Annotated in this window: 18 protein-coding genes; all 18 read right to left on the bottom strand. The window is 39.9% G+C overall.

What is annotated here, in order from left to right; genetic code table 11:
* Window position 1: 1 nt before the first annotated feature.
* Window positions 2–1,756 carry an ABC transporter ATP-binding protein gene (locus tag ACN6MT_RS08490; protein ID WP_419955526.1) on the bottom strand — a complete coding sequence of 585 codons (1,755 nt, stop codon included), beginning with the start codon at window positions 1,754–1,756 and terminating at the stop codon, window positions 2–4.
* A 216-nt stretch (window positions 1,757–1,972) separates the two neighbouring features.
* Window positions 1,973–2,689: a LutC/YkgG family protein gene (locus ACN6MT_RS08485; protein ID WP_419955525.1), complete on the bottom strand. Its 717-nt coding sequence runs from the start codon at window positions 2,687–2,689 to the stop codon at window positions 1,973–1,975.
* Window positions 2,686–4,116, bottom strand: a complete 1,431-nt coding sequence (locus ACN6MT_RS08480; protein WP_419955524.1) for a LutB/LldF family L-lactate oxidation iron-sulfur protein — start codon at window positions 4,114–4,116, stop codon at window positions 2,686–2,688. The genes ACN6MT_RS08485 and ACN6MT_RS08480 overlap by 4 nt, the downstream gene beginning before the upstream one ends.
* 29 nt (window positions 4,117–4,145) lie before the next feature.
* Window positions 4,146–4,862, bottom strand: coding sequence for a (Fe-S)-binding protein (locus tag ACN6MT_RS08475; protein ID WP_419955523.1), 717 nt, complete (start codon window positions 4,860–4,862; stop codon window positions 4,146–4,148).
* A gap of 408 nt (window positions 4,863–5,270) precedes the next feature.
* Window positions 5,271–5,696 carry an L-fucose mutarotase gene (fucU, locus tag ACN6MT_RS08470; protein WP_419955522.1) on the bottom strand — a complete coding sequence of 142 codons (426 nt, stop codon included), beginning with the start codon at window positions 5,694–5,696 and terminating at the stop codon, window positions 5,271–5,273.
* The gene (locus tag ACN6MT_RS08465) at window positions 5,689–6,597 is read right to left on the bottom strand and encodes a fumarylacetoacetate hydrolase family protein (RefSeq protein WP_419955521.1); all 909 of its coding nucleotides are present in this window, start codon (window positions 6,595–6,597) and stop codon (window positions 5,689–5,691) included. Before ACN6MT_RS08465 ends, fucU begins: the two co-directional genes overlap by 8 nt.
* 14 nt (window positions 6,598–6,611) lie before the next feature.
* Window positions 6,612–7,385, bottom strand: a complete 774-nt coding sequence (locus ACN6MT_RS08460) for an SDR family NAD(P)-dependent oxidoreductase (protein ID WP_419955520.1) — start codon at window positions 7,383–7,385, stop codon at window positions 6,612–6,614.
* Window positions 7,382–8,197, bottom strand: coding sequence for an SDR family NAD(P)-dependent oxidoreductase (locus ACN6MT_RS08455; protein ID WP_419955519.1), 816 nt, complete (start codon window positions 8,195–8,197; stop codon window positions 7,382–7,384). The genes ACN6MT_RS08460 and ACN6MT_RS08455 overlap by 4 nt, the downstream gene beginning before the upstream one ends.
* Before the next feature lie 25 nt (window positions 8,198–8,222).
* The gene (locus ACN6MT_RS08450) at window positions 8,223–9,383 is read right to left on the bottom strand and encodes a UxaA family hydrolase (RefSeq protein ID WP_419955518.1); all 1,161 of its coding nucleotides are present in this window, start codon (window positions 9,381–9,383) and stop codon (window positions 8,223–8,225) included.
* Window positions 9,380–9,706, bottom strand: coding sequence for a UxaA family hydrolase (locus ACN6MT_RS08445; protein WP_419955517.1), 327 nt, complete (start codon window positions 9,704–9,706; stop codon window positions 9,380–9,382). Before ACN6MT_RS08445 ends, ACN6MT_RS08450 begins: the two co-directional genes overlap by 4 nt.
* Complete coding sequence (locus ACN6MT_RS08440) at window positions 9,703–10,491, bottom strand: amidohydrolase family protein (protein WP_419955516.1); 789 nt, start codon at window positions 10,489–10,491, stop codon at window positions 9,703–9,705. Before ACN6MT_RS08440 ends, ACN6MT_RS08445 begins: the two co-directional genes overlap by 4 nt.
* Before the next feature lie 193 nt (window positions 10,492–10,684).
* Window positions 10,685–11,263 (bottom strand): YesL family protein, encoded by a 579-nt coding sequence (locus tag ACN6MT_RS08435; RefSeq protein ID WP_419955515.1) that lies wholly within the window; start codon window positions 11,261–11,263, stop codon window positions 10,685–10,687.
* A 122-nt stretch (window positions 11,264–11,385) separates the two neighbouring features.
* Window positions 11,386–12,567: a Gfo/Idh/MocA family protein gene (locus ACN6MT_RS08430; RefSeq protein WP_419955514.1), complete on the bottom strand. Its 1,182-nt coding sequence runs from the start codon at window positions 12,565–12,567 to the stop codon at window positions 11,386–11,388.
* A gap of 45 nt (window positions 12,568–12,612) precedes the next feature.
* Window positions 12,613–14,982: a glycosyl hydrolase family 95 catalytic domain-containing protein gene (locus tag ACN6MT_RS08425; RefSeq protein ID WP_419955513.1), complete on the bottom strand. Its 2,370-nt coding sequence runs from the start codon at window positions 14,980–14,982 to the stop codon at window positions 12,613–12,615.
* Window positions 14,983–15,001: 19 nt separating this feature from the next.
* On the bottom strand, window positions 15,002–18,121 hold the full coding sequence (locus tag ACN6MT_RS08420) for a glycoside hydrolase family 2 TIM barrel-domain containing protein (RefSeq protein ID WP_419955512.1): 3,120 nt from the start codon (window positions 18,119–18,121) through the stop codon (window positions 15,002–15,004).
* Window positions 18,122–18,134: 13 nt separating this feature from the next.
* On the bottom strand, window positions 18,135–20,042 hold the full coding sequence (locus ACN6MT_RS08415; protein ID WP_419955511.1) for a right-handed parallel beta-helix repeat-containing protein: 1,908 nt from the start codon (window positions 20,040–20,042) through the stop codon (window positions 18,135–18,137).
* Window positions 20,043–20,119: 77 nt separating this feature from the next.
* Window positions 20,120–21,772, bottom strand: coding sequence for an extracellular solute-binding protein (locus ACN6MT_RS08410; RefSeq protein ID WP_419955510.1), 1,653 nt, complete (start codon window positions 21,770–21,772; stop codon window positions 20,120–20,122).
* 59 nt (window positions 21,773–21,831) lie between these two features.
* On the bottom strand, window positions 21,832–22,728 hold the full coding sequence (locus ACN6MT_RS08405; RefSeq protein WP_419955509.1) for a carbohydrate ABC transporter permease: 897 nt from the start codon (window positions 22,726–22,728) through the stop codon (window positions 21,832–21,834).
* Window positions 22,729–22,730 lie beyond the last annotated feature (2 nt).

The following is a 22,730-nucleotide window of genomic DNA, read 5'->3' as shown; positions in this document are numbered from 1 at the left end:
CCTACCTTGCTGCCTTTTCCATAATAGTCTTTTGGTCTCGATACTGAATATCATAAATTCTTCGATATGCTCCATTACTGGCTAGAAGCTGCTCATGTGTTCCTCGTTCAACAATGCTTCCGTTATCCAAGACCAAGATTTCATCTGCATGCTGCAGCGAAGAAATACGGTGGGCAATAATAAAGGTTGTTCTCCCCTTCATGACTTCTTGAAGTGCTTGTTGAATGTGAAATTCTGTTTGCATGTCTACAGCGCTTGTTGCATCATCTAAGATGAGAATGCTTGGATTCGTACAGATGGCCCGGGCAATGGCAATCCGCTGCTTTTGCCCTCCGGAAAGACCCATTCCCCTCTCCCCTAGCATCGTGTTATATCCATCTGGGAGCTCCATAATAAATCCATGAGCGTCGGCACGTTTAGCAGCGTCAATAATTTCTTCTATTGATGCCTCCGGATTCCCATATGCAATATTAGCTTTAACCGTTGATGAAAAGAGAAAGGTCTCCTGCAATACTACTCCAATCTGAGATCTTAAGGTTTTTAACCCATATTCCTTAATTGGACGGCCATCGATTAGAATATCCCCGCTTGTCGGTTCGTAAAAGCGTGACAGAAGCTGGATAATACTGGTTTTTCCAGCACCAGTGGCCCCAATTAAACCTATGGTTGAACCAGAAGGTGCATTGAAACTGATCTGACAGAGAGCATGTGTATCCTCATTTTGATACCGAAAGGTTACATTTTGAAATGCAACATCACCATCAATTTTTTCGGAGCTCGTTACATCTTCTTCATCAAAAATGGTTTCCTCGGCTTCTAAAATTTCTAAGAGCCTCTCACCGGAAGCCTTTGCCTGAGAAAACATATTAATAGTGAAACCGAGATGCATAATCGGCCATAAAATATACCAAATCAGGCTGTAAAATGCGACTAGTTCACCTGGTTTTAAGCTGCCATTGATGACTTGATAGCCACCGAAACCTAGCAATAGTACAACTGAAATATTTCCAATCAACTCCATCAGCGGGAAGTATTTAGCCCAAATGGAAGCCGTATAAAGCTGTTTGCTCCTGTAGTCTTGATTGGACTGATTAAACCGTTCAATCTCCACCTGTTCTTTGGATAAAGCTTTAACGGTATGTATGCCGCTGATATTTTCTTGTACTTTCGTATTTAAGCGCCCAAACGATTCGCGGATTCCACGAAAAGCGGGATGGACCGCTTTGTCGAATTTGTACACTGCAATGCTAATAAACGGTAAAGCCATAATGGTAACCAACGTGAGGGACACAGAATAGTAAAACATGACACATAAACTGGCTCCGACTACAATGACAAAACGCAGAACCTCCGCAAATCCGAATGAGACAAAAAAACGAAAGCCTTCAACATCCGCAGTTAAGCGTGACATTAAGTCTCCTGTCTTTGCATTATCATAGTAGCTAAATGACAGTCGCTGTAATTTCTCATACAGGGCGTTTCTCAAACTGTACACGGATTTTATGCCAAACATATCCGCTAAATAATGCTGAATGAAGGCCGACAATCCTTTGACTGCCATCACCGCGATAAATCCTAAGGAGATCCAAGGCACCCAGCTATATTTTCCGCCAAGTACGACTTCATCAATCGTCATCTGCAAAATAACCGGATAGATTACGGTGATTCCAGCCATGATCATCAAGAAAAACGTTGACCAGAAGAAATCCTTCCTATAAGGCAAATAGAAGGAGCTTAATTTTTTAAAGACAGACATGATTTTCCCCCTTTGAAAAAAATACCGATGCTTACATCATATTGGAAAAGTTCAAAAAATATTTCGGTAATATGAAATTTAGTCTGTCTAAGTATTATTTTTGTATTTAGCGTAGATACAATGGCGAAATTTTAAAATTAAATAGGAGGACCTTTTCAGCGACCTCCTTTAATCGCGGTAAACTCTCTTTTTGATTTTCCCATGTATATTAAAAGCTTAAATATCTTCCACCACTAGATAAGCAGCTTTTATCGGTCCATGAACCCCGACAACTAGAATCATTTCGATGTCTGCTGAGTTGCTTGGTCCTGTGACGAAGTTAATGCATGAGGGAATTTTTTCGCCATTTTTCACTTTTTTGTTAATGATACGGGCCGCTTGGGTCATACGGGGAACAATGCTGCTTTTTGGAATAATAATGATCGATGCTGCCGGTAAAAAGCTGACACTTCTCCCCCTATCCTTGCTGCTAAAAAGAACCGCAGTCCCCGATTCCGCAAGTGTGACATCACTAATCGTAATTCCGATATTCGCAGCCTCGGCCTTTGCGATATTTTCCTCACCTTTTGTATGGCCCCAAACATGAAGATCGATTCCTTCTTTCAGCCATTCTTCTTCCATTAGCTTTGTGAGACCATATTGTAAAAAGCGCTCGTCTTTCCATGTTACAATTGAACCCCCGCCATATTGATGAACAATTTCTTTTAAGGAATCAGAGAGCTTTTCAGTAGAGGTTACTACAAAATCAGTATGAATATTGTTGCATTGTTCTTTTAACACTTCTACTAACTCATCTTGTGTGGCGCTTTTTAACACCTCATCTTGTGGTTGATAACGCCATTTAGGTTTTTCTAATGCCCTTTTTTGTTCTCTTCCTAAACGAGTGGCGATTTTATCTAAGAAAGCATCGCGATTCTGTATCATACCGCTCATGATTCTTTCCCTCCTTGCGGGCGATTTTTAAACCAATCACGAAATCTCTCTTTATTCGGAGCTGGGAAATCCCTTGATTCTGTCCATGCTTTTAATGGACCCGGACCTTTCGAGATTTTATCATCCTGTGTAAAGGGTGACATAACTGGTGCCGCCAATTTTGAACCGAATTTATATAATGCAGGGGAGGCGGCACCAAAACCGAATGCCTTCATTAAGAGCTTTTCAGCTATCGGTGCTCTTCCTTCTTTTTCCACAATCACTTGGCGATGTTTATGAAGAAGCTGATGAAGCGGAATCTTCACTGGGCATGCCTCTGTACATGCACCGCATAATGTCGAGGCATATGGTAACTCTTTATAATCATCATATCCGCCTAGTAATGGGGAAAGAACAGCTCCGACGGGACCAGAATAGATGGAACCATACGAATGTCCGCCAACATGCCGGTAAACAGGACAGACATTTACACAAGCTGCACAGCGAATGCATTGCAGAATGGATTGGAATTCTCCGCCGAGAATATCAGACCTGCCGTTATCGACAATGACGAGGTGAAATTCCTCTGGTCCATCGACGTCTCCTTCCTCTTTTGGTCCTGTTAATGTGGTGATATAGCTTGTCAGTTTTTGCCCTACTGCACTTCTCGTTAGTAAACTAACAAGGACTTCCATTTCTTCAAAGGTTGGAACAAGTCTTTCCATTCCCATGACGGTGATTTGTGTTTTTGGCAAGGCACATACCAGGTCGGCATTTCCTTCATTTGTTACGAGGGTAATCGAGCCGGTTTCAGCAATGGCAAAATTACATCCTGTGATTCCGATATCTGCGGTCAAATATTCTTGTCGCAGTTTTTCACGCGCATGTAATGCGAGCTCTTCTGGTTTTTCTGTCAGTTGATAACCATGCTTTTCTTTAAAAACATCGCGGATTTGCTCCTTATTTTTGTGCAGCGCAGGAACAACAATGTGAGAAGGAGGCTCATGGTCATCCACTTGCAAAATATATTCCCCTAGGTCTGTTTCAATCACCTCGCAGCCTAATTGCTCAAGACCAGCGTTTAAATGGATTTCTTCCGTCACCATCGATTTGGATTTTACGATCTTTTTAGCGTTTTTATTTTCAGCTACAGTCTTAATATACTCTGTTGCCTCTTGGGCAGTTTGCGCAAAGAAAACATGACCTCCACGTTTCGCAACATTCTCACTTAGCTGATATAAATAATAGTCTAGGTTTTCTAGTACATGCTGGCGGATTTCTTCCCCATGTGAGCGCCATTCCTCCCAGTTCCCTAACTCTTCGGCTGCCCCCAAACGACGTGTTTGAAATCGCCCTTGAGCACTCGAAACAGCTCCACGCATGAAGGTATCGTGCAGTCCTTTATCCACGCGGTCAGTAAACTTCTCTTCACCTATTTTCATCGACATTGGTTATCCCCCTTTCGTTTCATTTATTTTTATCGGCAGTTCAGGACTTCTGCAATATGCATAACCTTAACAGGCAGGCCTTTTCGATTTATTCGTCCGCCAATATTCATTAAGCACCCAGCATCTGCACCAATTAAAATATCCGCAACGGTTTCTTCCACGGAACAAACCTTTTCTTCGACCATTTGCTCTGAAATATTCCCCATTTTAACGGAGAAGGTCCCTCCGAATCCGCAGCATCTCTCTTTACCTGGCAGTTCTGTAAATTCTAAACCCTCTACATGATGCAATAATTTCATCGGCGCTTGCTTTACCCCAAGTAATCGAGTCATATGACAAGAAGTATGGTACGTTGCTTTTCCTTCTAATCTTGCCCCTACATCTTCCACTTTTAATACATCGACGATAAATTCAGTAAATTCATAGGTTTTATCTGCCAGCGCTTTGGCTTTAGGCTCCCAAACAGGGTCACCCTTAAAGATGTGAGGGTATTCTTTAAACATATAGGCACAAGAACCAGCTGGAGAAACGACATACTCTGCATGTTCAAAGGCAGTAATCATACTTTTCATTGCTTCTTTTGATTCTTTTACGTACCCGCTGTTATAGGCAGGCTGTCCGCAGCAAATTTGTGATTCTGGAAAATCAATTTCACATCCGAGTCTTTCTAGTACTTCCACTGTTACCTTGCCAACATCACCTTGAAACATATCTACTAAACAAGTAGCAAAAAGGGTTACCTTCATTTTCCCCGCTCCTTTATTCCAAATCCAATTTCGTGTGGCTATATAATTGATTTTATTCAATTTAAGAATCTTAATAGACGGAGAAATTCCGCTTAATTAGAAATTCTTAATAAAAAAGGCTTAAATAGACGGAGAGATTCCGCCTATTGAACCGAAATACGTAAAATAGGAGGATTTTGAACGTCTTAACCGGAAAACCTCCGCTTATTTACCCCTAAATAGGCTCCATTCTGTATTTAACCGGAAAGTCTCCGCTTATTTTACTTTCGCTTGTTAACTGGATCACAAATCAACATCATTATTTAACACAGTCTAGATTTAAAAAAACCCAACCCATAGTAAATGGATTGGGTCCCCCTTATTCCCCTCGGACACAAGGATTTATCGCGATACTTCTATTAAACTTTTTTAAAGCACGCCTTTTTTCAAAATAATATTCGCATACTGGGCTCGTTCACTCGTAGCAATGATGGCATAGGCCGCTTTACTTCGTTCGTAGAAAGCCATTCTTTCCACTTTTTCAATCTGTACAGGCAAGTCGCTGCTATTATTTATAATCGCTTCGTACTCCTTCCAGATTTCAGGTTCCTGTTCATCCCCTTCGACCGGCTCCATCAGCATGACTGGATAGGTAACGTATGTATCGAGCGGAAACAATTCTAGTATGGCGGTAAGGAACGCTGCAACGCCATGCCCGTGACCATTAAGTAAAATGCTGGAATGACTTGCAGCCGGAAAATTCCCGTCTGCAAGAACAATTTCATCCCCATGCCCCATCTCCATCAAAACCTTCATCAATTCTGGTGAGATAATGGGTGGAATTCCTTTAAGCATGGACCAATGCCTTCTCTTCCACGAATTTATTCGTAAGCTTTCCTAACTTTTCAATTTCAACCGTAATCACATCTCCTGGCTGAATATAAACACGTTGGTCAGCAGGCAGACCAAATACTACCCCCTCTGGTGTACCTGTTAATATAAGATCTCCTGGTACAAGCGTCATATGCTGTGAAATGTAACTGACAATCTCTGCACAGGAAAAGATCATGTCTGATGTGTTGGAATCTTGTCTTAATTCATCATTCACATATGTTTTCAAACTAAGATTATTTGGATCCCCAACCTCATCTGCTGTCACTAGGTATGGGCCTACTGGACTAAAATCATCACATGTTTTGCCAAGCAGCCATTGATGGGTTCTCATTTGCAGATCTCTGGCTGATAAATCATTGACCGTGCAATATCCAAATACATGAGCAAGTGCATCTTCTTGGGAAACGTTTTTTGTCTTTTTCCCGATGACGATTCCTAATTCCACCTCATAGTCTAATTCACTCGTTACAGACGGGACAACAATTTCACTTTGATGCCCAGTTAAAGTATTATCAAACTTATTAAACAGAATTGGAACTTCAGGATATGGTGCATTTGTTTCATCGGCATGTTTGCGGTAGTTTAAACCGACGCAAATGATTTTGTGCGGGCGTGTTACACAAGGACCCCATTCAAGATCCTCTTCATCGATTACAACGGCATTGCCATTTGCAACTGCCTCTTTCACCTTTTTCTCAAAATCCTGTAATTGCGATTGTTGAAACTGAATGATCTGCATGACATCTGAGATTACTTCATCCCACTGTGCATTCTTTGCCGTTTCTTCGATATCAATTAATTGATTGTCTAATTTCACTGCTAATCTTTCACTCTCATTCTTTATAAAAGTAGCTAATTTCATTTTCCATTCTCCTTTTATGCATTTTTTCCAAAAACAACGCCGCCATCAATATAGAGAGGGGAGCCCATCATGAAAGAAGACTCATCGGAAGCAAGAAATAGTGCGGCTCTGGCCACATCCGCAGGTCTTCCTAATTCTCCGCTTAATTGTCTTTTCTTAATCCCTGCGATTGCTACTTCAGGGTCATCGTAAGAAGTTTTTAAATAATTTTCCACAAATGGGGATAAAATTGTGCCCGGCAGCAGGGCATTAACCCGAATGTTATATGGAGCATAATCCACTTGCATGGCTTTTGTTAAAGCAAGTACTGCCCCTTTCGTCGCTGAGTAAGCTGCCCGCTTCGCCAATCCCATTTCCGCAGCGCATGATGACATATTAATAACGACTCCAGAATTTTGCTCCATCATATAAGGAAGTGTATATTTAGAAGGCAAATAAACGCCCTTTACGTTCACGCTCATGATTCGATCCCAAACATCTGGTTCTACTTCATCCACTCTTCCCACATTGCTGATCCCTGCATTGTTAAATAAAATATCTATTTTTTTATATGTTTCTATTATTTGCCCGATAGCAGATTCAACACCTTCAGGGTTTGCTACATCTACCAGATAAAATGCTGCCTTTCCGCCCTGTTGTTCAATTTCAGAAACAGTTCCTTGTCCATTTTCTTGATGAATATCTGTAATGATGACGAAAGCTCCCTCTTTTGCGAAAAGTTCAGCTGTTGCCTTGCCAATTCCGCTTCCTCCGCCAGTGATAACGGCTATTTTATCAAGCAGTCTCATACTGTTACCTCCATATCATGATCCATATGATCCTCAGGCTGTGCTGCTTTAACCGTTAAGCCGCCATCTACCATTAAAAGATGACCATTAATTTGCATTGCTTCTTCGGAAGATAAAAATACAACCGCATCCCCAATTTGCTTTTCAGTACCTAGTCGTTTCATTGGATTGGCTTCAATTTCTTTTGCTAGAATTTGCGGATCTTCAAGATATTCTTCGCACATATCTGTTGCAACGGTGCTCGGTCCAACTGCGTTTACATTGATATTGTATTTTCCTAGTTCAATTGCCAATGCTTTTGTTAAATGACTAGCCGCTGCCTTTGATGATATATAATGCGGAATCACTGGGCTTGTCACAAGAACACTCGCAGTTGATGTTATATTAATGATTTTTCCATATCTATTTTTGATCATATTAGGTGCAACTCTTTGAGAAGTTAAAAATATTGATTTTACATTTGTCTGATATGTTTCATCCCATGTTTTTTCTGAAACACTTAAAAAAGGTTCGAATGGAGCAATCCCAGCATTATTCACTAGGATCTCCACTGGTCCTAACTCTTTTTCTACTTCGTCGATCATTTGGTCAACTTCATCCTTAATCCCAACATTTGCTTTCACAACCATTGCTTTTATAGAAAACTGTTCTTCTACTTTTTCTTTTAACGCAGTTGCTTTTTCTAATGAACGAGGTGACGTATAGTTGATTGCCACATTTGCGCCTTCTTCAGCCAGCCTCATAACAATCGCTGCTCCAATTCCCCGGCTTCCGCCTGTGACCAGCGCAGTCCGATTACTAAATTTCCCCATATTAATAAACCTCCCTTATCAATGTTTAGAGGCTGATACTGATTCTGCTGATACTAAACTCTTGATGACCTAAAATCTCAGCTTTTACCAGTTCACCCTGTGCTGCTTTAATAACTGTTTCTAGAATGCGATCGCCCGCTTCCTCGATTGTTTCTTTTCCTTTCATCACGGCGCTTGTATCAATATCAATGTTATCGTTCATTTTGACTGCCGTATGTTCATTCCCGGTAATTTTGATAACGGGAATAATCGGATTTCCTGTTGGGGTCCCTCGTCCCGTTGTAAAGCAAACCATATGTACACCGGCTGCAGCCATACCTGATACACACTCAATATCATTACCTGGAGAATCCATGAAGTAATAACCGTTCCCAGGAATCTCTTCAGCAAATGATAAGACATCTTTTAATGGAGCTGAACCTGCTTTACTTATACAACCAAGCGATTTTTCCTCGATTGTGGACAAACCGCCTTCGATATTACCTGGACTAGGATTTCCCCCGCGCATATCTGCTCCAATCCGTTCTACTTCTTTTTCAAACTGATCAACACAGGCATACAGCTTATTGGCCACTTCTTCATTGATTGCACTTTGTGCGACAATATGTTCTGCGCCGATAATCTCCGTTGTTTCCCCCATTACAATGGTGCCGCCCTGACTTAAAAGGGCGTCTGATGTCTTTCCTAATGCAGGGTTGCTGCATAATCCAGAAGTAGCGTCAGAACCGCCGCATTTTACCCCAAGAATTAATTCAGACAGCGGTACATCAACCTGCGGAATCTTTTGAATCTCGGCAGATAATTGCTTCGCTATTTCAATACCTTGTTGAATTGCTTTAACCGTGCCGCCGGTATCTTGAATATCAATCCATTCTACCTGCTTGCCTGTTTTTCTAATTTCTTCTTGCAACTCTCTTGCATTGATTACTTCACAGCCTAAACTAACTAAAAGAACAGCTCCCACATTGGGATTTTTCCCTGTTCCTGCGAGAATGTTGAATGTACGCTCCTTGTCCTCGCCAATCTGACTGCATCCATGCTGATGTGGAATCGCTACTGAATCTGGCACTGACTGCTGGATTCGATTCGCTACATGGTTCGCACAAACGACAGTAGGAATAATTAATAAATGATTGCGGATCCCCATTTTCCCGTTTGCCCGCCGATACCCTTTAATCATGTTCATGAATGGTGATCCCCTTTCCTTTTATCTCCTCTGCCTCGAATACCCTCGATATTATGGACATGTACATGTTCACCAGGGGAAATTTGTACAGAAGCTGCCCCAATCACTTGCCCATACTTTACGACATGTTCAGAAGGCTGAATGTGTTTGATGGCAATTTTATGCCCAAACGGAATAGCCTGTTTGGCTGTTAACGCTTCCTTTTTATCGTTAATCATATATTGTAAGCTTTCTCCTGCCTCTATTTCTTTTAAAAGTGTTGCTACATTATCAGACTCGGACATAACAATACTGGTCAAATCTTGTTCATTTGCAAGTTTCATATTTTTTCACACCTTTCCTTCAGCAAATAAAATGATTTTGCATTTATTGAAAAAAATAGCTCTTTTTCTGTATCGCTTATCGTACTTGGTAAGTTATCGGTAACAATCTGTATTGCCTCCTGATAACTTCCTCCCGATAAACTGACCGGCCAATCACTGCCGAACATTACTCTGGAAGAACCAAAAGCTTGAACTACATGGTGAATATAGGGCTTAAACTCACCAGCTTCACAAGAATCTGCAAGCGTCAGAAAACCAGATAATTTACAGTAAGCAGCAGGGAATTTTGCCAGCTTGGTCATATCTGCTTGCCACTTTTCAAAACCATCTTTCGAAATTTCCGGTTTCGCAATATGATCAATGACAACACGTAATTCTGGAAGCCTCTCAAGTAAAGCCACAATATAAGGTATATGTCTTTCGGTAATTAATAAATCAAGGGGCAGATCATTTGAAATTAGCAGCCTCAAATTCTCTATCACTTGCTCCTGTAAAATCCAATCGTCTCTTTCGATATCCTGTAACATTGGGCGTAAGCCAACAATTCCTTGCTTTTGCATTAAAAAGTCTAATTGTTCTGGAAAGGTAGATGATGATAAATCTAACCAGCCCACTACACCATAAATCCACTCATACTTTTCATACAACGATAAGAGATACAGCGTCTCCTCATATGTAGGTGCCGCTTGCACAAGGATCGTTCCAGAGACAGAAAATTCTTCTAACGTTGGCTTTAAATCCTCTGGAAAATAGTTTCGATAAAGGATGCCCATATCTTCAGACAACCAATCGTAATCTCCTCGCTCCAGCTTCCAAAAATGTTGGTGAGAATCAATGATTTTAATACCGACCCCTCCTTGTGTGTTAATTTAATGTTACCGGTAACATTAAATTAACAAATCATTTGCAAATTGTCAATATATTTAGCAATTAGATAGAGATACATAGAGAAAACAGATGGATCCCATCTGTTTCTTTCTATGCAGACTTATTATTTAATTGATTCGCCGAATCATTCTTTGGTATTAAATGTTTAAATTTAAGATCCGCAATCCAGTAAATCAAATAAGCAGAAACACTGAAAAAGAAAAAGAAAAAGAAAAAGGTAAAACGTAATGATAAAATGGTCCATGCGCTAAGAATGACCATACAAAAAATCGATAAATGAATTTTGTAAATACCTACTTTAAGACTGTTCATACACAATTGTTTAAAGGTTGTGATCATATTAACCATCAGTGGATAAATACTTAAAAAGGATAAACCAACTAAAAAACTAACAAAAAGGACCGCAACATTAATGACCTTTTTGTAAGGTATATTCATTTGTTGTAAAAATAGTAAATCACAGATTAATAATACTCCGATTACCGTGTAAACAATTCCGACTAAATAACTTTGCTTCCAATTTTCTATAAACATTTCCTTATACTGAGAAAATACAGCTACTTCTTTTGTAATTCTCCACTTTCTTACCACCCCAAAAAGTGCAGCGATGGCAGGGAAAATCGTAATAATCGGAATGCAGCTTAGAATAAATAGGATATTTAAATACATGAAGTTATACATCCACAAGCATATTTGATACAAGCGGCTATCTAAACTAAAAATCTCCACCACCCCCAAACATAGAAGACTAAAAATATTCTACCAATTCTAACTATTATAGCTTAATAACGTTAAGGCTGACACACAATATCTTCTTCCATAGATTTAGTTAGTTTGTGTCTACCCTGATCGATAAGGACAACCTTCCCGCCTGTACGGATCGATTCTGTTGCTGCACATCCAACTGCCACACTCATTCGGCCGGCAAATGGGGTTGTTAATGGCTGCTTATTATATAAAGCTAAATTCACAAAGTCCTCACAAATACGCGGATCTGCACCGCCATGGGTTCCAGGCATTTTCTTCATTTCATAGGTGATATCACTCATTTCATGCCAGGATCCAGATTTTCTTGTTTTCACATACACTTTATCATTCACATCGTCGTTTTCGATGCGTCCCTTTGTACCAATAATGGTATAGTTTCGAGAATAATCTGGTGTAAAATGACACTGCATATAAGACGCCTTAATACCGCCTTCTAGTTCCATAATCAGCATACTATTATCTTCCACATCGATTTCTTCTCTAAAGGCACATTGTGTTAACCTTTCTAAGCTGGCATCTGGACATGTATTCTTCAGTTCACAATCCGGACAATGTAAATCATTCGGTTTGTCTCCCCCATAATAATCCAGACTGCCAAAGGCAGAAACTTTCGAAGCATAACTGCCTGTCAGCCAGTGAATGACATCGATATCATGGGAAGCCTTCTGCAGCAGTAAGGATGTCGTATTTGCAGCTGTACCATGCCAATCATGGTAATAAAAATATCCGCCAAACCCGACAAAATGCCTGACCCATACGGCTTTAATATCGCCAATCACACCTGAATCGATAATTTCCTTCATCGTTTGGTACATGCTCATATAACGCATATTAAAACCAATCATAAACTGCGTTCCTGATTTTTTTGCTTCATCCAGAATTCTATCGCAAGCCTCTGGAGTAATGGCTAAAGGCTTTTCACAATAAACATGTTTTTCCGCTTGGAGTGCTGCAATGGCATGTTCTTCATGCAGATAATCTGGTGTTAAAATCGCAACCGCATCGATATCCTCCCTCGCAAGCAGCTCTCGATAGTCGGTTGTTACAAAAGCGTCTTGATTGATTTCTTTTTTGAACTTCTCTAGTGCTTCCAGAGACACATCTGCCGCGCCAACAACAACGGAATTTCCTGTTGGATTGTGCCAATATTCCACAATCGTACTTCTTCCACCTGTACCGATTACACCTATTCTTAATTGTTCCATAACGAACACCTCGAACGAATGATTTTTTATCTATCGAAAAATTTATTAAAATAGCAGCTGATATTTTTGGTTATTGCACATTTCAAGCGAAATAAAACCATCAACTGGCTCTGCAATGATGTCATCTCTTCCTTCTTCACGGACCGTAACAGATTGGTTTGCTTGAATCATAAATACGTTTTCAGTATGGCTGCTAACGTCCAATTGTCTGACCTGCATCTTATCCCAAGAAACGTCGAGCTCAAACCCGCCTCGAACCCGCACTCCTGATAATGACCCTTGCAGCCATGTGGAAGGCAGGGCCGGTAATAACTCAACATAACCTTTGTGAGATTGAATAATCATCTCAACAACCCCGGCTGTATAACTGAAATTTCCATCAATTTGGAAAGGCGGGTGGGCACCTAACAGATTCGGATACAATCCGCCCCCAACCATTACTTCCCTTTTTGCGGTACAAATGTTAAATAATTGATGAAGCAATGCATTTACTCGTTCCCCATCTTTCAAACGAGCCCAAAGGGACATCTTCCAGCCAAGACTCCAGCCCGTTCCAGCGTCTCCGCGTCGATTTAACGTCTGCCTTACAGCTTCTAAAAGTGGACCATCGATAATTTGCTTCCCTGGATAGACGCCATACAAATGAGAGACATGTCGATGATGTGGTTCGGCATCCTCATAGTCAAGGAGCCATTCCTGCAATTGTCCATACTTCCCAATTTGTAAAGGATGAAGGCGTTCTTTTGCTGCAGCTACTTGATGAATCCATTCATCGTCCACTCCGAGGACACTTGCTGCTTCCACACAATTGGTGAACAAATCCCAAATCAGCTGCAGATCCATTGTGGACCCCTTCGTTACCGAACCACCTTGTCCATTTTCTGCAATGAAGTGGTGCTCCGGTGATGTGGACGGTGAAGTGATCAAATAGCCATTCTCATCCTCCTCCAGCCAGTCAAGACAAAATTCTGCACATCCTTTCATAATCGGGTACGCCTCTTCCCGAAGGAACTCTTTATTCAAGATATAAAGATAATGCTCCCACAAGTGGCTGCACAGCCATGGCCCTGACATTGGCCAAAAAGCCCAGTTCGGATCTCCGTGGCGCTCGCCCCCGACAGGATCCGCATGTCTCCATAAATCAGTATTATGATGGGCCGTCCACCCCTTCATGCCATACCGCTCATTGACCATTTTCTCCCCGGTTACCGATAGTTCTTGGATTGCCTTTAACAGTGGGCGGTGACATTCGGACAAATTTGTTACCTCAGCTGGCCAATAATTCATTTCGGTATTAATGTTTAATGTATAGTTAGATGACCATGGTGCCCGAGTCAAGTCATTCCATATTCCCTGCAAGTTAGCCGGCTGTGTCCCTTCCCTTGAAGAGGCAATCAGCAAATAACGTCCATATTGGAATAAAAGCTCGACCATCTCTAAATCATCCGCACTATATTTCTGGATTCTTTCATCAGTATCCAGCAGCTCATCTGTTTGCTTATGCCCTAACGAAAACTCAACTCGGTTGTAAAGAGATTGATAATCTTGAATATGTGTTTCTTTCAATTGCTCATAAGAAACGCTCATCGCTTTTGAAAGAATGTCCTCATTTTGCCCAGTTAATTCTCCAAATCCGACCCCAGGGAGTTGATCAAAGCCCTTAAATGAGGTGGAAACAGAAAAATAGAGAACAACATTTGTTGCATTTTGGATGGAAAGTCTTCCATTTGATGACTCTAGCTTTCCATCATCGATCACAACACCTAGTTTTCCTTCAAAATGAATCGCTTGTGTTTCACCAAACTCACCGTATACAATCGGCTGTTCATCCACATGTACATAGTTTGGCGCACACTTTTCAGGGCAAATTCCTTGTAAAACCAATTCATTAGATGAATTGAAAGTTTGATATTTTAACGTACTATCTAATGAAACAATCACATTTAATTGACTGGCAACGGAACTAGTAAGCCTTACTGCTAAGACCTGATGCGGATGTGAAATAAAGGCTTCCCGAGTGTATTCAACTCCTCCAACCGTATAGGTAACATTCGATATGGCCGCAGCTATATCGAGAGTTCTCCTATACCTTCTTGCTGTGTCTCCATGAAGGTATTGAATCGTAAGGTTCCCTAGCGGCATATAGCTCTGTGTATAGGGGCCAAACATATTCTTCGTTTCATCGACCGCCTCTTCATAGTTCTCTTCCTCAATTAATTGCCTTACTTTTTGCAAGGATTCCTGGTCGTTGTATTCGCGGTTCCTCCTTGGCGGCCCTGACCACAATGTTTCTTCGTTTAATTGGAACCGTTCTGTCTCCACTCCTCCGAAGTGCATCGCACCGATTCTTCCATTTCCGAGCGGCAAAGCCTCCGTCCACTCTCTTGCTTCTTGCTTATAAGATAATAGATTCAATTGACAATCTCCCATTCTATTATTTTTCTTTTACTTGCATGACAAATGAATACTGGTAGGTTTGATCCGAAAATAAGGTGAATTCAGGATGTGTCTTTGCAGCCCAGGAATCATCACCGCCAACCCCCATTTGCTTATGGTTTACACGTAAGTATGTTTTTGTTCGTTCCGGTAATTGATAGGTATGTCCTGTTTCTTGTAATTCTGTTGGTGAGTAGGCACCTGCATTGATTTCTACCAATGAATCACCAGTAACTTGGAGTTTCAATCCATGGTCATTTTCAATCTCAAAATAGCGAACATCGATTTTATTGCCATTTTCCTGTGGTTTTAAATAGGGTGTAAATTGATTTTCCACTGTCGATTCGTATCGGTCAATTTTTGCCCCTTTCTCACGGTCCCAATAATTTTCATGAGGACCTTTTCCATACCAAGAAATAGCTTCGAACGATTTGACTAACGGAATGATCAGGCCGATTTCCGGTATTTCAGGCAAGGTTTCACCTGGTGCAAGTTCAAAAGTAACCCGAACTTCCCCATCTCCAGTAATTTCATAATCAATCCTGCACCGTGATACAGGAGACGTTTGTAATTCTAGTACAGTCTTGATCTGAACGCCTCTTTCTATTTCCATCACACTCAAATGTTGTAAAATTGCTGTCCTGCCAGCATGTTCCCAAATTCCTGCACGCTCAACCAATTTGTTCCCACGGTCATTATCTGTAAGTGCCCGCCAAAAATTTGGTACGATAGGCTCCGCTAATACCTCTGCTCCATCTTTCACCAATGAAGTAATAAACCCGGATAATTTGCTTACGGCAATGGAAAAAGTCTCACCCTCAATTTTCACTTGATCACTTGTCTCCTCTATGTTTTTAAGAGACTTGATTGGAGTGGAATGGACAAGGATTCGGTCTGATAAGACAAATTGATCAAAAGCAATTTCATACCCTTTTTTAGCCCACAAGCAGTTTTTAGCTAAATGAAAGCTAATGGTAATGATATATTCTGCGTCTCGTTTCACATATTTCGTTACCAATTCATTAAGGTCAAGCGTTACTGATTTTAAAGGTTCACAAGATAGGGTGATGGTATCACTTGCAATCTCTTCCCCATCTCGCAGCATGGTCCATCTTGCTTCATATTCGTCAATATCAGTAAATAATTGCTTATTGATGACGGCAAATAGATTCTTCTCAAATCGCACATCTATTGGCTGATAGCATTTTTTTACTTCATATATTTTTGGTGTTAATGATCCATCTGCAAATAACAATCCATTGCCGCAGAAATTGCCATCATGTGGTGATTCACCGAAATCACCGCCATAGGCCAAGTACGTTTCCCCCGTTTTGGATGTAGTTTGAATGGCTTGATCTTTAAAATCCCAGATAAACCCGCCTTGTAAAATCGGATACTTATTAAATAAATCCGTATATTGATAGAGGTTTCCTAACGAATTCCCCATAGCATGAGCATATTCACATATAATATATGGCTTTGCTGGTATGTCACTTCTTTCAGCATGTAAGGCATATTCCTCCAACTTTGACGGATGTTCGTACATCATACTTTCAATTTCTGAAGCGTCACTGGAAGGGCGATGATGCGCCACACCTTCGTAGTGAACCAGACGTGTCGGATCTTCTTTCTTTACATGTTCTTTCATCTTAATAAAGTTCGTTCCGCCGAAAGATTCATTACCAAGTGACCAAATCACGATGGAAGGATGATTCTTATCACGATGCAGCATCGAATGACAGCGATCAATTACATTAGCCGTCCACTCTTCCTTATCGCCTGGAATCGTATCGCCGACTTGGTTCTGACCATACGTCCATAAACCATGCGTCTCTAGGTTTGTTTCATCAATCACATACAACCCATATTGATCACATAATTCATAAAAATAAGGGTGGTTCGGATAGTGAGAAGTTCGTACGGCATTAATATTATGCCTTTTCATCACTAGAACATCGTTCAGCATATCTTCTTTCGTAACAGAGCGGCCTCTTAGATGTGAAAACTCGTGGCGATTGACACCGTTGAATAAGACTCTTTTTCCATTTATCAACATCAGGCTATCTTTAATTTCAATTTCTCGAAAGCCCACTTTACAGCTTTGTGCTTCGATTATCCTGCCGTCCCCGCTCTTCACTGCAACGACAAAAGTATAAAGTGTTGGTTTCTCTGCACTCCATAGTGAAGGGGAAATAATTTTCTTTACGACCTGCAAATCTGCGTCTTCTACTGTTTGCTGGTAATTTTCTGCGATTGTGTCGCTAAAGACGATTTTGCCATTTTGATCATATAACTGCGCTTCAATGCTCACCGATTCTTTCGAAAGACATGCATAATTGCTTATCTTCATGTTCACGACTAAATCTGCATTCTCAAACTGTTCGTCTATATTGGTCTGCACAAAGTAATCAGAAACGTGGAGAATCGGTGTCGTATATACGTACACATCCCTAAAAATACCGCTCAAACGCCAAAAATCCTGATCCTCTAACCAGCTGGCATCACTCCAGCGATAGACCTCAACAGCAAGTTTATTCTTCCCTTCGATTAAATAGGGTGAGAGGTCAAACTCACTCGGAGTGAAACTGTCCTCACCGTAGCCAACTAAATCACCATTTACCCAAATGTAAAATGCGGACTCTACTCCTGCAAAATGAATATAAACAGGCTGGCTTTCCCACTCTTTTGGAACTTCAAAATAGGTAATATATTGACCAACTGGATTGTATTTCGTTGGTGCAAATGGCGGTTTAAGCTTTTCTTGCTCTTCCCATGGATAACGTACATTCGTATATTGCGGATAATCATATCCTTGAAATTGCCAATGTGACGGCACTTGAATTGTTTTCATCTTACGATCATCAAAATCTTCTTTAAAAAAATCTTTGCTCCTGCCAGCAGGATTCTCTGAAAAGGAAAACTTCCATTCCCCATTCAACAATTTACAGTTTGGGGACTCCATTCTGTCCATGTTCATAGCATCCTCAACCGATAAAAACGGCATACTTGTTGCATGTGCAGGCAAACGATTAAGCTGAAAAATTTCAGGATTGTTATTCCATTCCGGATAACCGTTCTTCGGTGGTGTATAGATATACTTTTCTTTTGCTTTTAACATCGTTACTTCCCCCTCACTTCGTTTCTAATGGACTATTCGCTTCAAACATACATGTCTGTTCATTGTGAATGTTCAATTCACTTTTTTTCATTTGTTTCACCTTTGCAAATGGTGCGAAATCTCCTTCATAGGTATTTCCTTCTAGTAACACATTTTTACAATTGTCAAATTCAAATAACACATCGTGAATGCCATCGTAATCACTGCTTGGATTTACCTTTACAATCTTATTTTCCTTTATCGTTAAATTTTCAACGTTTTCTGCAGAAACCACAGATTCATGCTGCATATAAAAAGTGTTATTTTCCACTGTAATATTTTTGTGAATCGGTACTGGCGATGGAGTCTCACCTAATGGGATCGGATGAATATAAATAGCAGGTTTACGATAATCCCAATCTTCAACCGGATTTATATGAAAGATGTTCCCTCGAATCGTCATATCTCTGACAGGACCAGATTCATACCAATCGTTCGAATCATTGGAGATAAAGATTGTACTCATGGTGATATTTTGAAAGTGATTGCCTTCAATCACCACTTTTCTCCGTGTTGTACAGAGGATTCCTCTTGTCGGAACATGGGCAAATCTATTATTCTTAATCACTACTTCTGGTGTATAAGTCACATTTTCCATGACGTATAAAAATTCACCCTGCTCATTTTGCACGGTATCAAAAGGCAGCTCTTTGTTAAAGGATACTTGCATCGTTTGAAGATCATTTCCATCTTGTCCAGGATGAATAACCTTCGTTACCTCATATTCTTCTACGAATTCGCCAGCCATTGTTGCTCGATTGAAAAAGGCTGCTGTGTCACCGAGATGATATTGCGGGAACCCGCTTTGCTGCCGATGTGCATAAATAACTTCTACCGTATTTTCATTGATTATTTTTTGGACTCTGGTAAACGTTCCATGGATATTAATGGGATCATCATGTGGGTGCATGAACGTACACCCGTCTACCGTAATCACACCTTTAGCACCTGAAACATGAATGGAATCAGCAAAGCTTGACCCATGCTTACCCATCGTGCTATTTGGGATGAAATCAGTTGACTGGAACGTAATATCACCACTCATTTGTACTAGGAAGCCAAAACCATGCAAGTAATGAATGGTTATGTTAGACAAACATATTTGTTCACTTTCCCAAATCATCGCACCAGCCGTATTTCGATCGATTACTTTACAAAATTCAAACACACGATGTTCAACCACTGCCTTTGGCAATGAGTCGTTATAGTGGATACGAATTTTGCCTTTCTCTAATTCTTCTATTTTCTGTTTATTTTCCGCAAATGGCCCTTCATTCACTCCAAATCTTCTTTTCACTCCGTTCGAACCATCAAAGCCAACGATGACCATATCATTTTTAGAGCCTTCCTCTTTCCAATAATAGTCATTGGAATAGGGGCTCTTTTCACTTAACCAGTAAAAATATGGTTGATTTTCACTAACTTCATAGGGAACATGGTCCTCTAGTTTGTAGTCAGCATAATAACGTCCCTCTTCGGCAACAGTGCTCTCGACGACTAATTCTGATAGGGTTGATACTTCATAATCCCAAGAGAAGTTTTGTAGACGGATATTTTTCGAGTGAAAAATCCCCAATCCCATGACATCGCCATGGAAATAAAAGAATGAACCATTTCCTTCAATCGTTAGATTCTCCTGCTCCTCGATTAGAAAGCAAACCGTCTTAATCGGATGTCTTCTCGTATCCGTATTGGATGTATGAAAATTTCGTTTCGGTGCGTGATCAGGATAAAAATGATAGATTCCTTTCGGAAAAGATAGAATGATGTCTTCTTTTATCTCTTTTATATCTTGTAAAATTTTATGTACGATGGGGGAATAATCAATAATTGAGTTTGTTTCTCCTCCGAAGTCCCTTACATTTATGACCCTTGTTTTCATCTCATTTTCCCACCTTAATAAAAAAAGAATACACGTCAGTAAAAAACTTCGTGTATTCTTTTTTATAATGTCCGTTTTTATTTTCCTACATCATATGCTTTTTGATAGATTTCTAAATAGCGGTCGACTTGTAAATTTTCAAAGCCGTCAATATACTTATCCCAATCTTTTTCGATATCTTTCGAACCAGTCACAAATTGAACCATGTTTTCTTCAATGTACTTATTCATATTGATTTTTAATAGATTCACTTCATCTGCTTCTTTTGGATCAACCCATGCCGCTTCAAAATTAAATTGTTCTTTCGGCTCAAATCCATCGTATTTCAGCGTTGCGTTATACAATCTTCTCTCATATCCTTTTACAGAGAACTCATCTTGTTCAGCTGCGATTGAATCTCTCAGTGTTCTAGTCAGCGCTAGAGGACCTCTTTCTCCCCAACCAAAATGTACTTTATCTTCTTCTTTCACGTTAGGGTCCGCCTGAATAATTGCATATTTTGCTTGTTTTCCATTTAAATCAATGTCCTCTGGGCCACCCTTTTTCCAATGAACACCTTCTTTACCTCTTGCAGTCATCATGCTGCCTTCTTCAGAATATAAGAAATCAGCTAATTTTATTAAGGCTTCTGCTTTTTTCCCTTTTGCTTTATTGGTAATCGCAAAAGTGAAATTATTGACATTACCATAATCGGAAGGTGTAAATTGAGCACCACCTGGACCTTTTAACGGTGGAACAACATCATATGCTTTTGAAGGTTCCAAAGCGATATCTGAGATAACCGCCAAATGACTTGCTGCACCACCACCTAGGATAACATCACCTTGTGGCGTACCCAATTGTTTATAAGCCTCTGGATTCTGAGTAAATGCACCTTGATCAATTAATCCTGCTTTATATAAGGAATGAATATATTTCAATCCTTCCTTCCACTCTGGCTGTGTTGGAGCTAATAATAATTTTCCATCATTTACATTAATATAATCTTTACCATTATTCGGTATAAATGCATTCATTAGAAAGATAGTTGGGTCATCGCCAAGCATTGTACTTTCGCCACTTAACGGGATTTCATCTTTTTTACCATTTCCATTTGGATCATTGTTCTTAAATGCTTCCATAACTGTTTTAAATTCTTCAGTTGTGGTTGGCATTTCTAAATTAAGCTTGTCTAGCCAATCTGTATTAATCCACATTTTTCCATACTTAGAGCAATGGAAACATTCATTTACTGGAGGCAGTGCATAAATATTACCATCCGGTGCAGTCATTCCTTTTTCTAAATAAGGAACCTCTGTCATCAATTTTTGAAGATTTGGTGCGTGTTCATTAATTAAATCATTTAACGGTAGGAAAACGCCTTCTTTCCCATATTTTTGCGCTTCAACTTTAGAAATATTATCTAACCAAGCAACGAGCAAATAAGCATCTGGATAGTCACCACTAGCCAGCGACAATTGACGTTTTTCTTTTGCAGCATCTTGATTCGCGTCTTGCCAGTTAATTTTGATATTAAACTTTTCTTCAACCATTTTCGTAAATTCGTTTTTCTCACGATCAAATACTGGATCGTATGAAATGGTTGGTGTGAAGATCGATACTTCGATTGGTCCATTTGGATCTGAACCTTTACTTGAATTGTCTGATGAGCTGTTCTTGCTAGGAACACAACCAGCAACAAGTAAAACCATTGAAACTAAAAGCAGAAAAATAGCAGAAAGTCTTTTCATTTAAACATCTCCCTTGTTTTAATAACATTATTTAATAAATTAATAACTTCTAATTGCTTTTAACCCTTTACTGATCCAATTAACATTCCTTTCACAAAATGCTTTTGAACAAATGGATACAGAATTAAAACTGGTAAACTTGAAATAACGATTAATGAATACTTCATTAATTCCTTTAACCCTTGCATCTTCAAAATATCTTCTATATTAGCTGATGGATCGGTATTTAAAATGAGAAGACTTCTTAAAATGAGCTGTAAAGGATAAAGCTCTTCTGATTTTAAATAAATTAATGCATCAAAGTACATATTCCACTTCATTACGGCATACATGAGGACAAGGACAGCAATAATCGGCTTCGCAAGCGGCAATACCACTTTAAAGATAAAGCCTATATCACTGCAGCCATCCATTTCACTCGCTTCTACTAATTCATCAGGAATCGTAGATTGGAAGAATGTCCGTGCAATGATGACTTGGAACACGGCAAGAGCCGATGGAAGTAAAAGAGCCCAGACTGTATCGATTAAATTCAAATTTTTTACGACAATATACAGCGGTATTAATCCACCATCAAAAATCATCGTAAAAACAAGTAAGATCATAATAAGTTTACGGCCATAAAACGATTTTCTTGAAAGAGGATAAGCAAGCATAATCGTGATACTTACACTAATAAAGGTTCCTACAACCGTGTAGAACAACGAATTCGAGAATCCCTGTAGAATTTGAGGATTCTTAAAAACCGTTGTGTACCCTAATAGAGTTGGATCTACAGGAAACAGCCATACACGCCCTGATGTTACCGCAGCTGCACTGCTGAATGAAGCACTCACAATATAGATAAGCGGATATAATACAGCAATTAATACGAGAGCTAGAAATACATAAACAGCACCCATAAAAATGCGATCGACTTTTGATTCTTTTATCCTTATACTTTCTGTTTTCTTCATAT

It is taken from the genome of Neobacillus niacini (assembly GCF_048572935.1).
GTDB classification, from domain to species: domain Bacteria; phylum Bacillota; class Bacilli; order Bacillales; family Cytobacillaceae; genus Neobacillus; species Neobacillus niacini.
Note: the sequence above shows the minus strand (reverse complement) of the source record. Positions and strands in the feature narration are given on the sequence as shown.

What these genes read in the sequence shown, in the direction of transcription:
- ACN6MT_RS08405 (WP_419955509.1), bottom strand. Translation starts at nt 22,728, where the DNA reads ATGAAGAAAACAGAAAGTATAAGGATAAAAGAATCAAAAGTCGATCGC.
- ACN6MT_RS08445 (WP_419955517.1), bottom strand. Translation starts at nt 9,706, where the DNA reads ATGAAACTTGCAAATGAACAAGATTTGACCAGTATTGTTATGTCCGAG.
- ACN6MT_RS08465 (WP_419955521.1), bottom strand. Translation starts at nt 6,597, where the DNA reads ATGAAATTAGCTACTTTTATAAAGAATGAGAGTGAAAGATTAGCAGTG.
- ACN6MT_RS08420 (WP_419955512.1), bottom strand. Translation starts at nt 18,121, where the DNA reads ATGTTAAAAGCAAAAGAAAAGTATATCTATACACCACCGAAGAACGGT.
- ACN6MT_RS08485 (WP_419955525.1), bottom strand. Translation starts at nt 2,689, where the DNA reads ATGAGCGGTATGATACAGAATCGCGATGCTTTCTTAGATAAAATCGCC.
- ACN6MT_RS08450 (WP_419955518.1), bottom strand. Translation starts at nt 9,383, where the DNA reads ATGAACATGATTAAAGGGTATCGGCGGGCAAACGGGAAAATGGGGATC.
- ACN6MT_RS08490 (WP_419955526.1), bottom strand. Translation starts at nt 1,756, where the DNA reads ATGTCTGTCTTTAAAAAATTAAGCTCCTTCTATTTGCCTTATAGGAAG.
- ACN6MT_RS08415 (WP_419955511.1), bottom strand. Translation starts at nt 20,042, where the DNA reads ATGAAAACAAGGGTCATAAATGTAAGGGACTTCGGAGGAGAAACAAAC.
- ACN6MT_RS08455 (WP_419955519.1), bottom strand. Translation starts at nt 8,197, where the DNA reads ATGGGGAAATTTAGTAATCGGACTGCGCTGGTCACAGGCGGAAGCCGG.
- fucU (WP_419955522.1), bottom strand. Translation starts at nt 5,696, where the DNA reads ATGCTTAAAGGAATTCCACCCATTATCTCACCAGAATTGATGAAGGTT.
- ACN6MT_RS08475 (WP_419955523.1), bottom strand. Translation starts at nt 4,862, where the DNA reads ATGAAGGTAACCCTTTTTGCTACTTGTTTAGTAGATATGTTTCAAGGT.
- ACN6MT_RS08410 (WP_419955510.1), bottom strand. Translation starts at nt 21,772, where the DNA reads ATGAAAAGACTTTCTGCTATTTTTCTGCTTTTAGTTTCAATGGTTTTA.
- ACN6MT_RS08430 (WP_419955514.1), bottom strand. Translation starts at nt 12,567, where the DNA reads ATGGAACAATTAAGAATAGGTGTAATCGGTACAGGTGGAAGAAGTACG.
- ACN6MT_RS08480 (WP_419955524.1), bottom strand. Translation starts at nt 4,116, where the DNA reads ATGTCGATGAAAATAGGTGAAGAGAAGTTTACTGACCGCGTGGATAAA.
- ACN6MT_RS08435 (WP_419955515.1), bottom strand. Translation starts at nt 11,263, where the DNA reads ATGTATTTAAATATCCTATTTATTCTAAGCTGCATTCCGATTATTACG.
- ACN6MT_RS08460 (WP_419955520.1), bottom strand. Translation starts at nt 7,385, where the DNA reads ATGAGACTGCTTGATAAAATAGCCGTTATCACTGGCGGAGGAAGCGGA.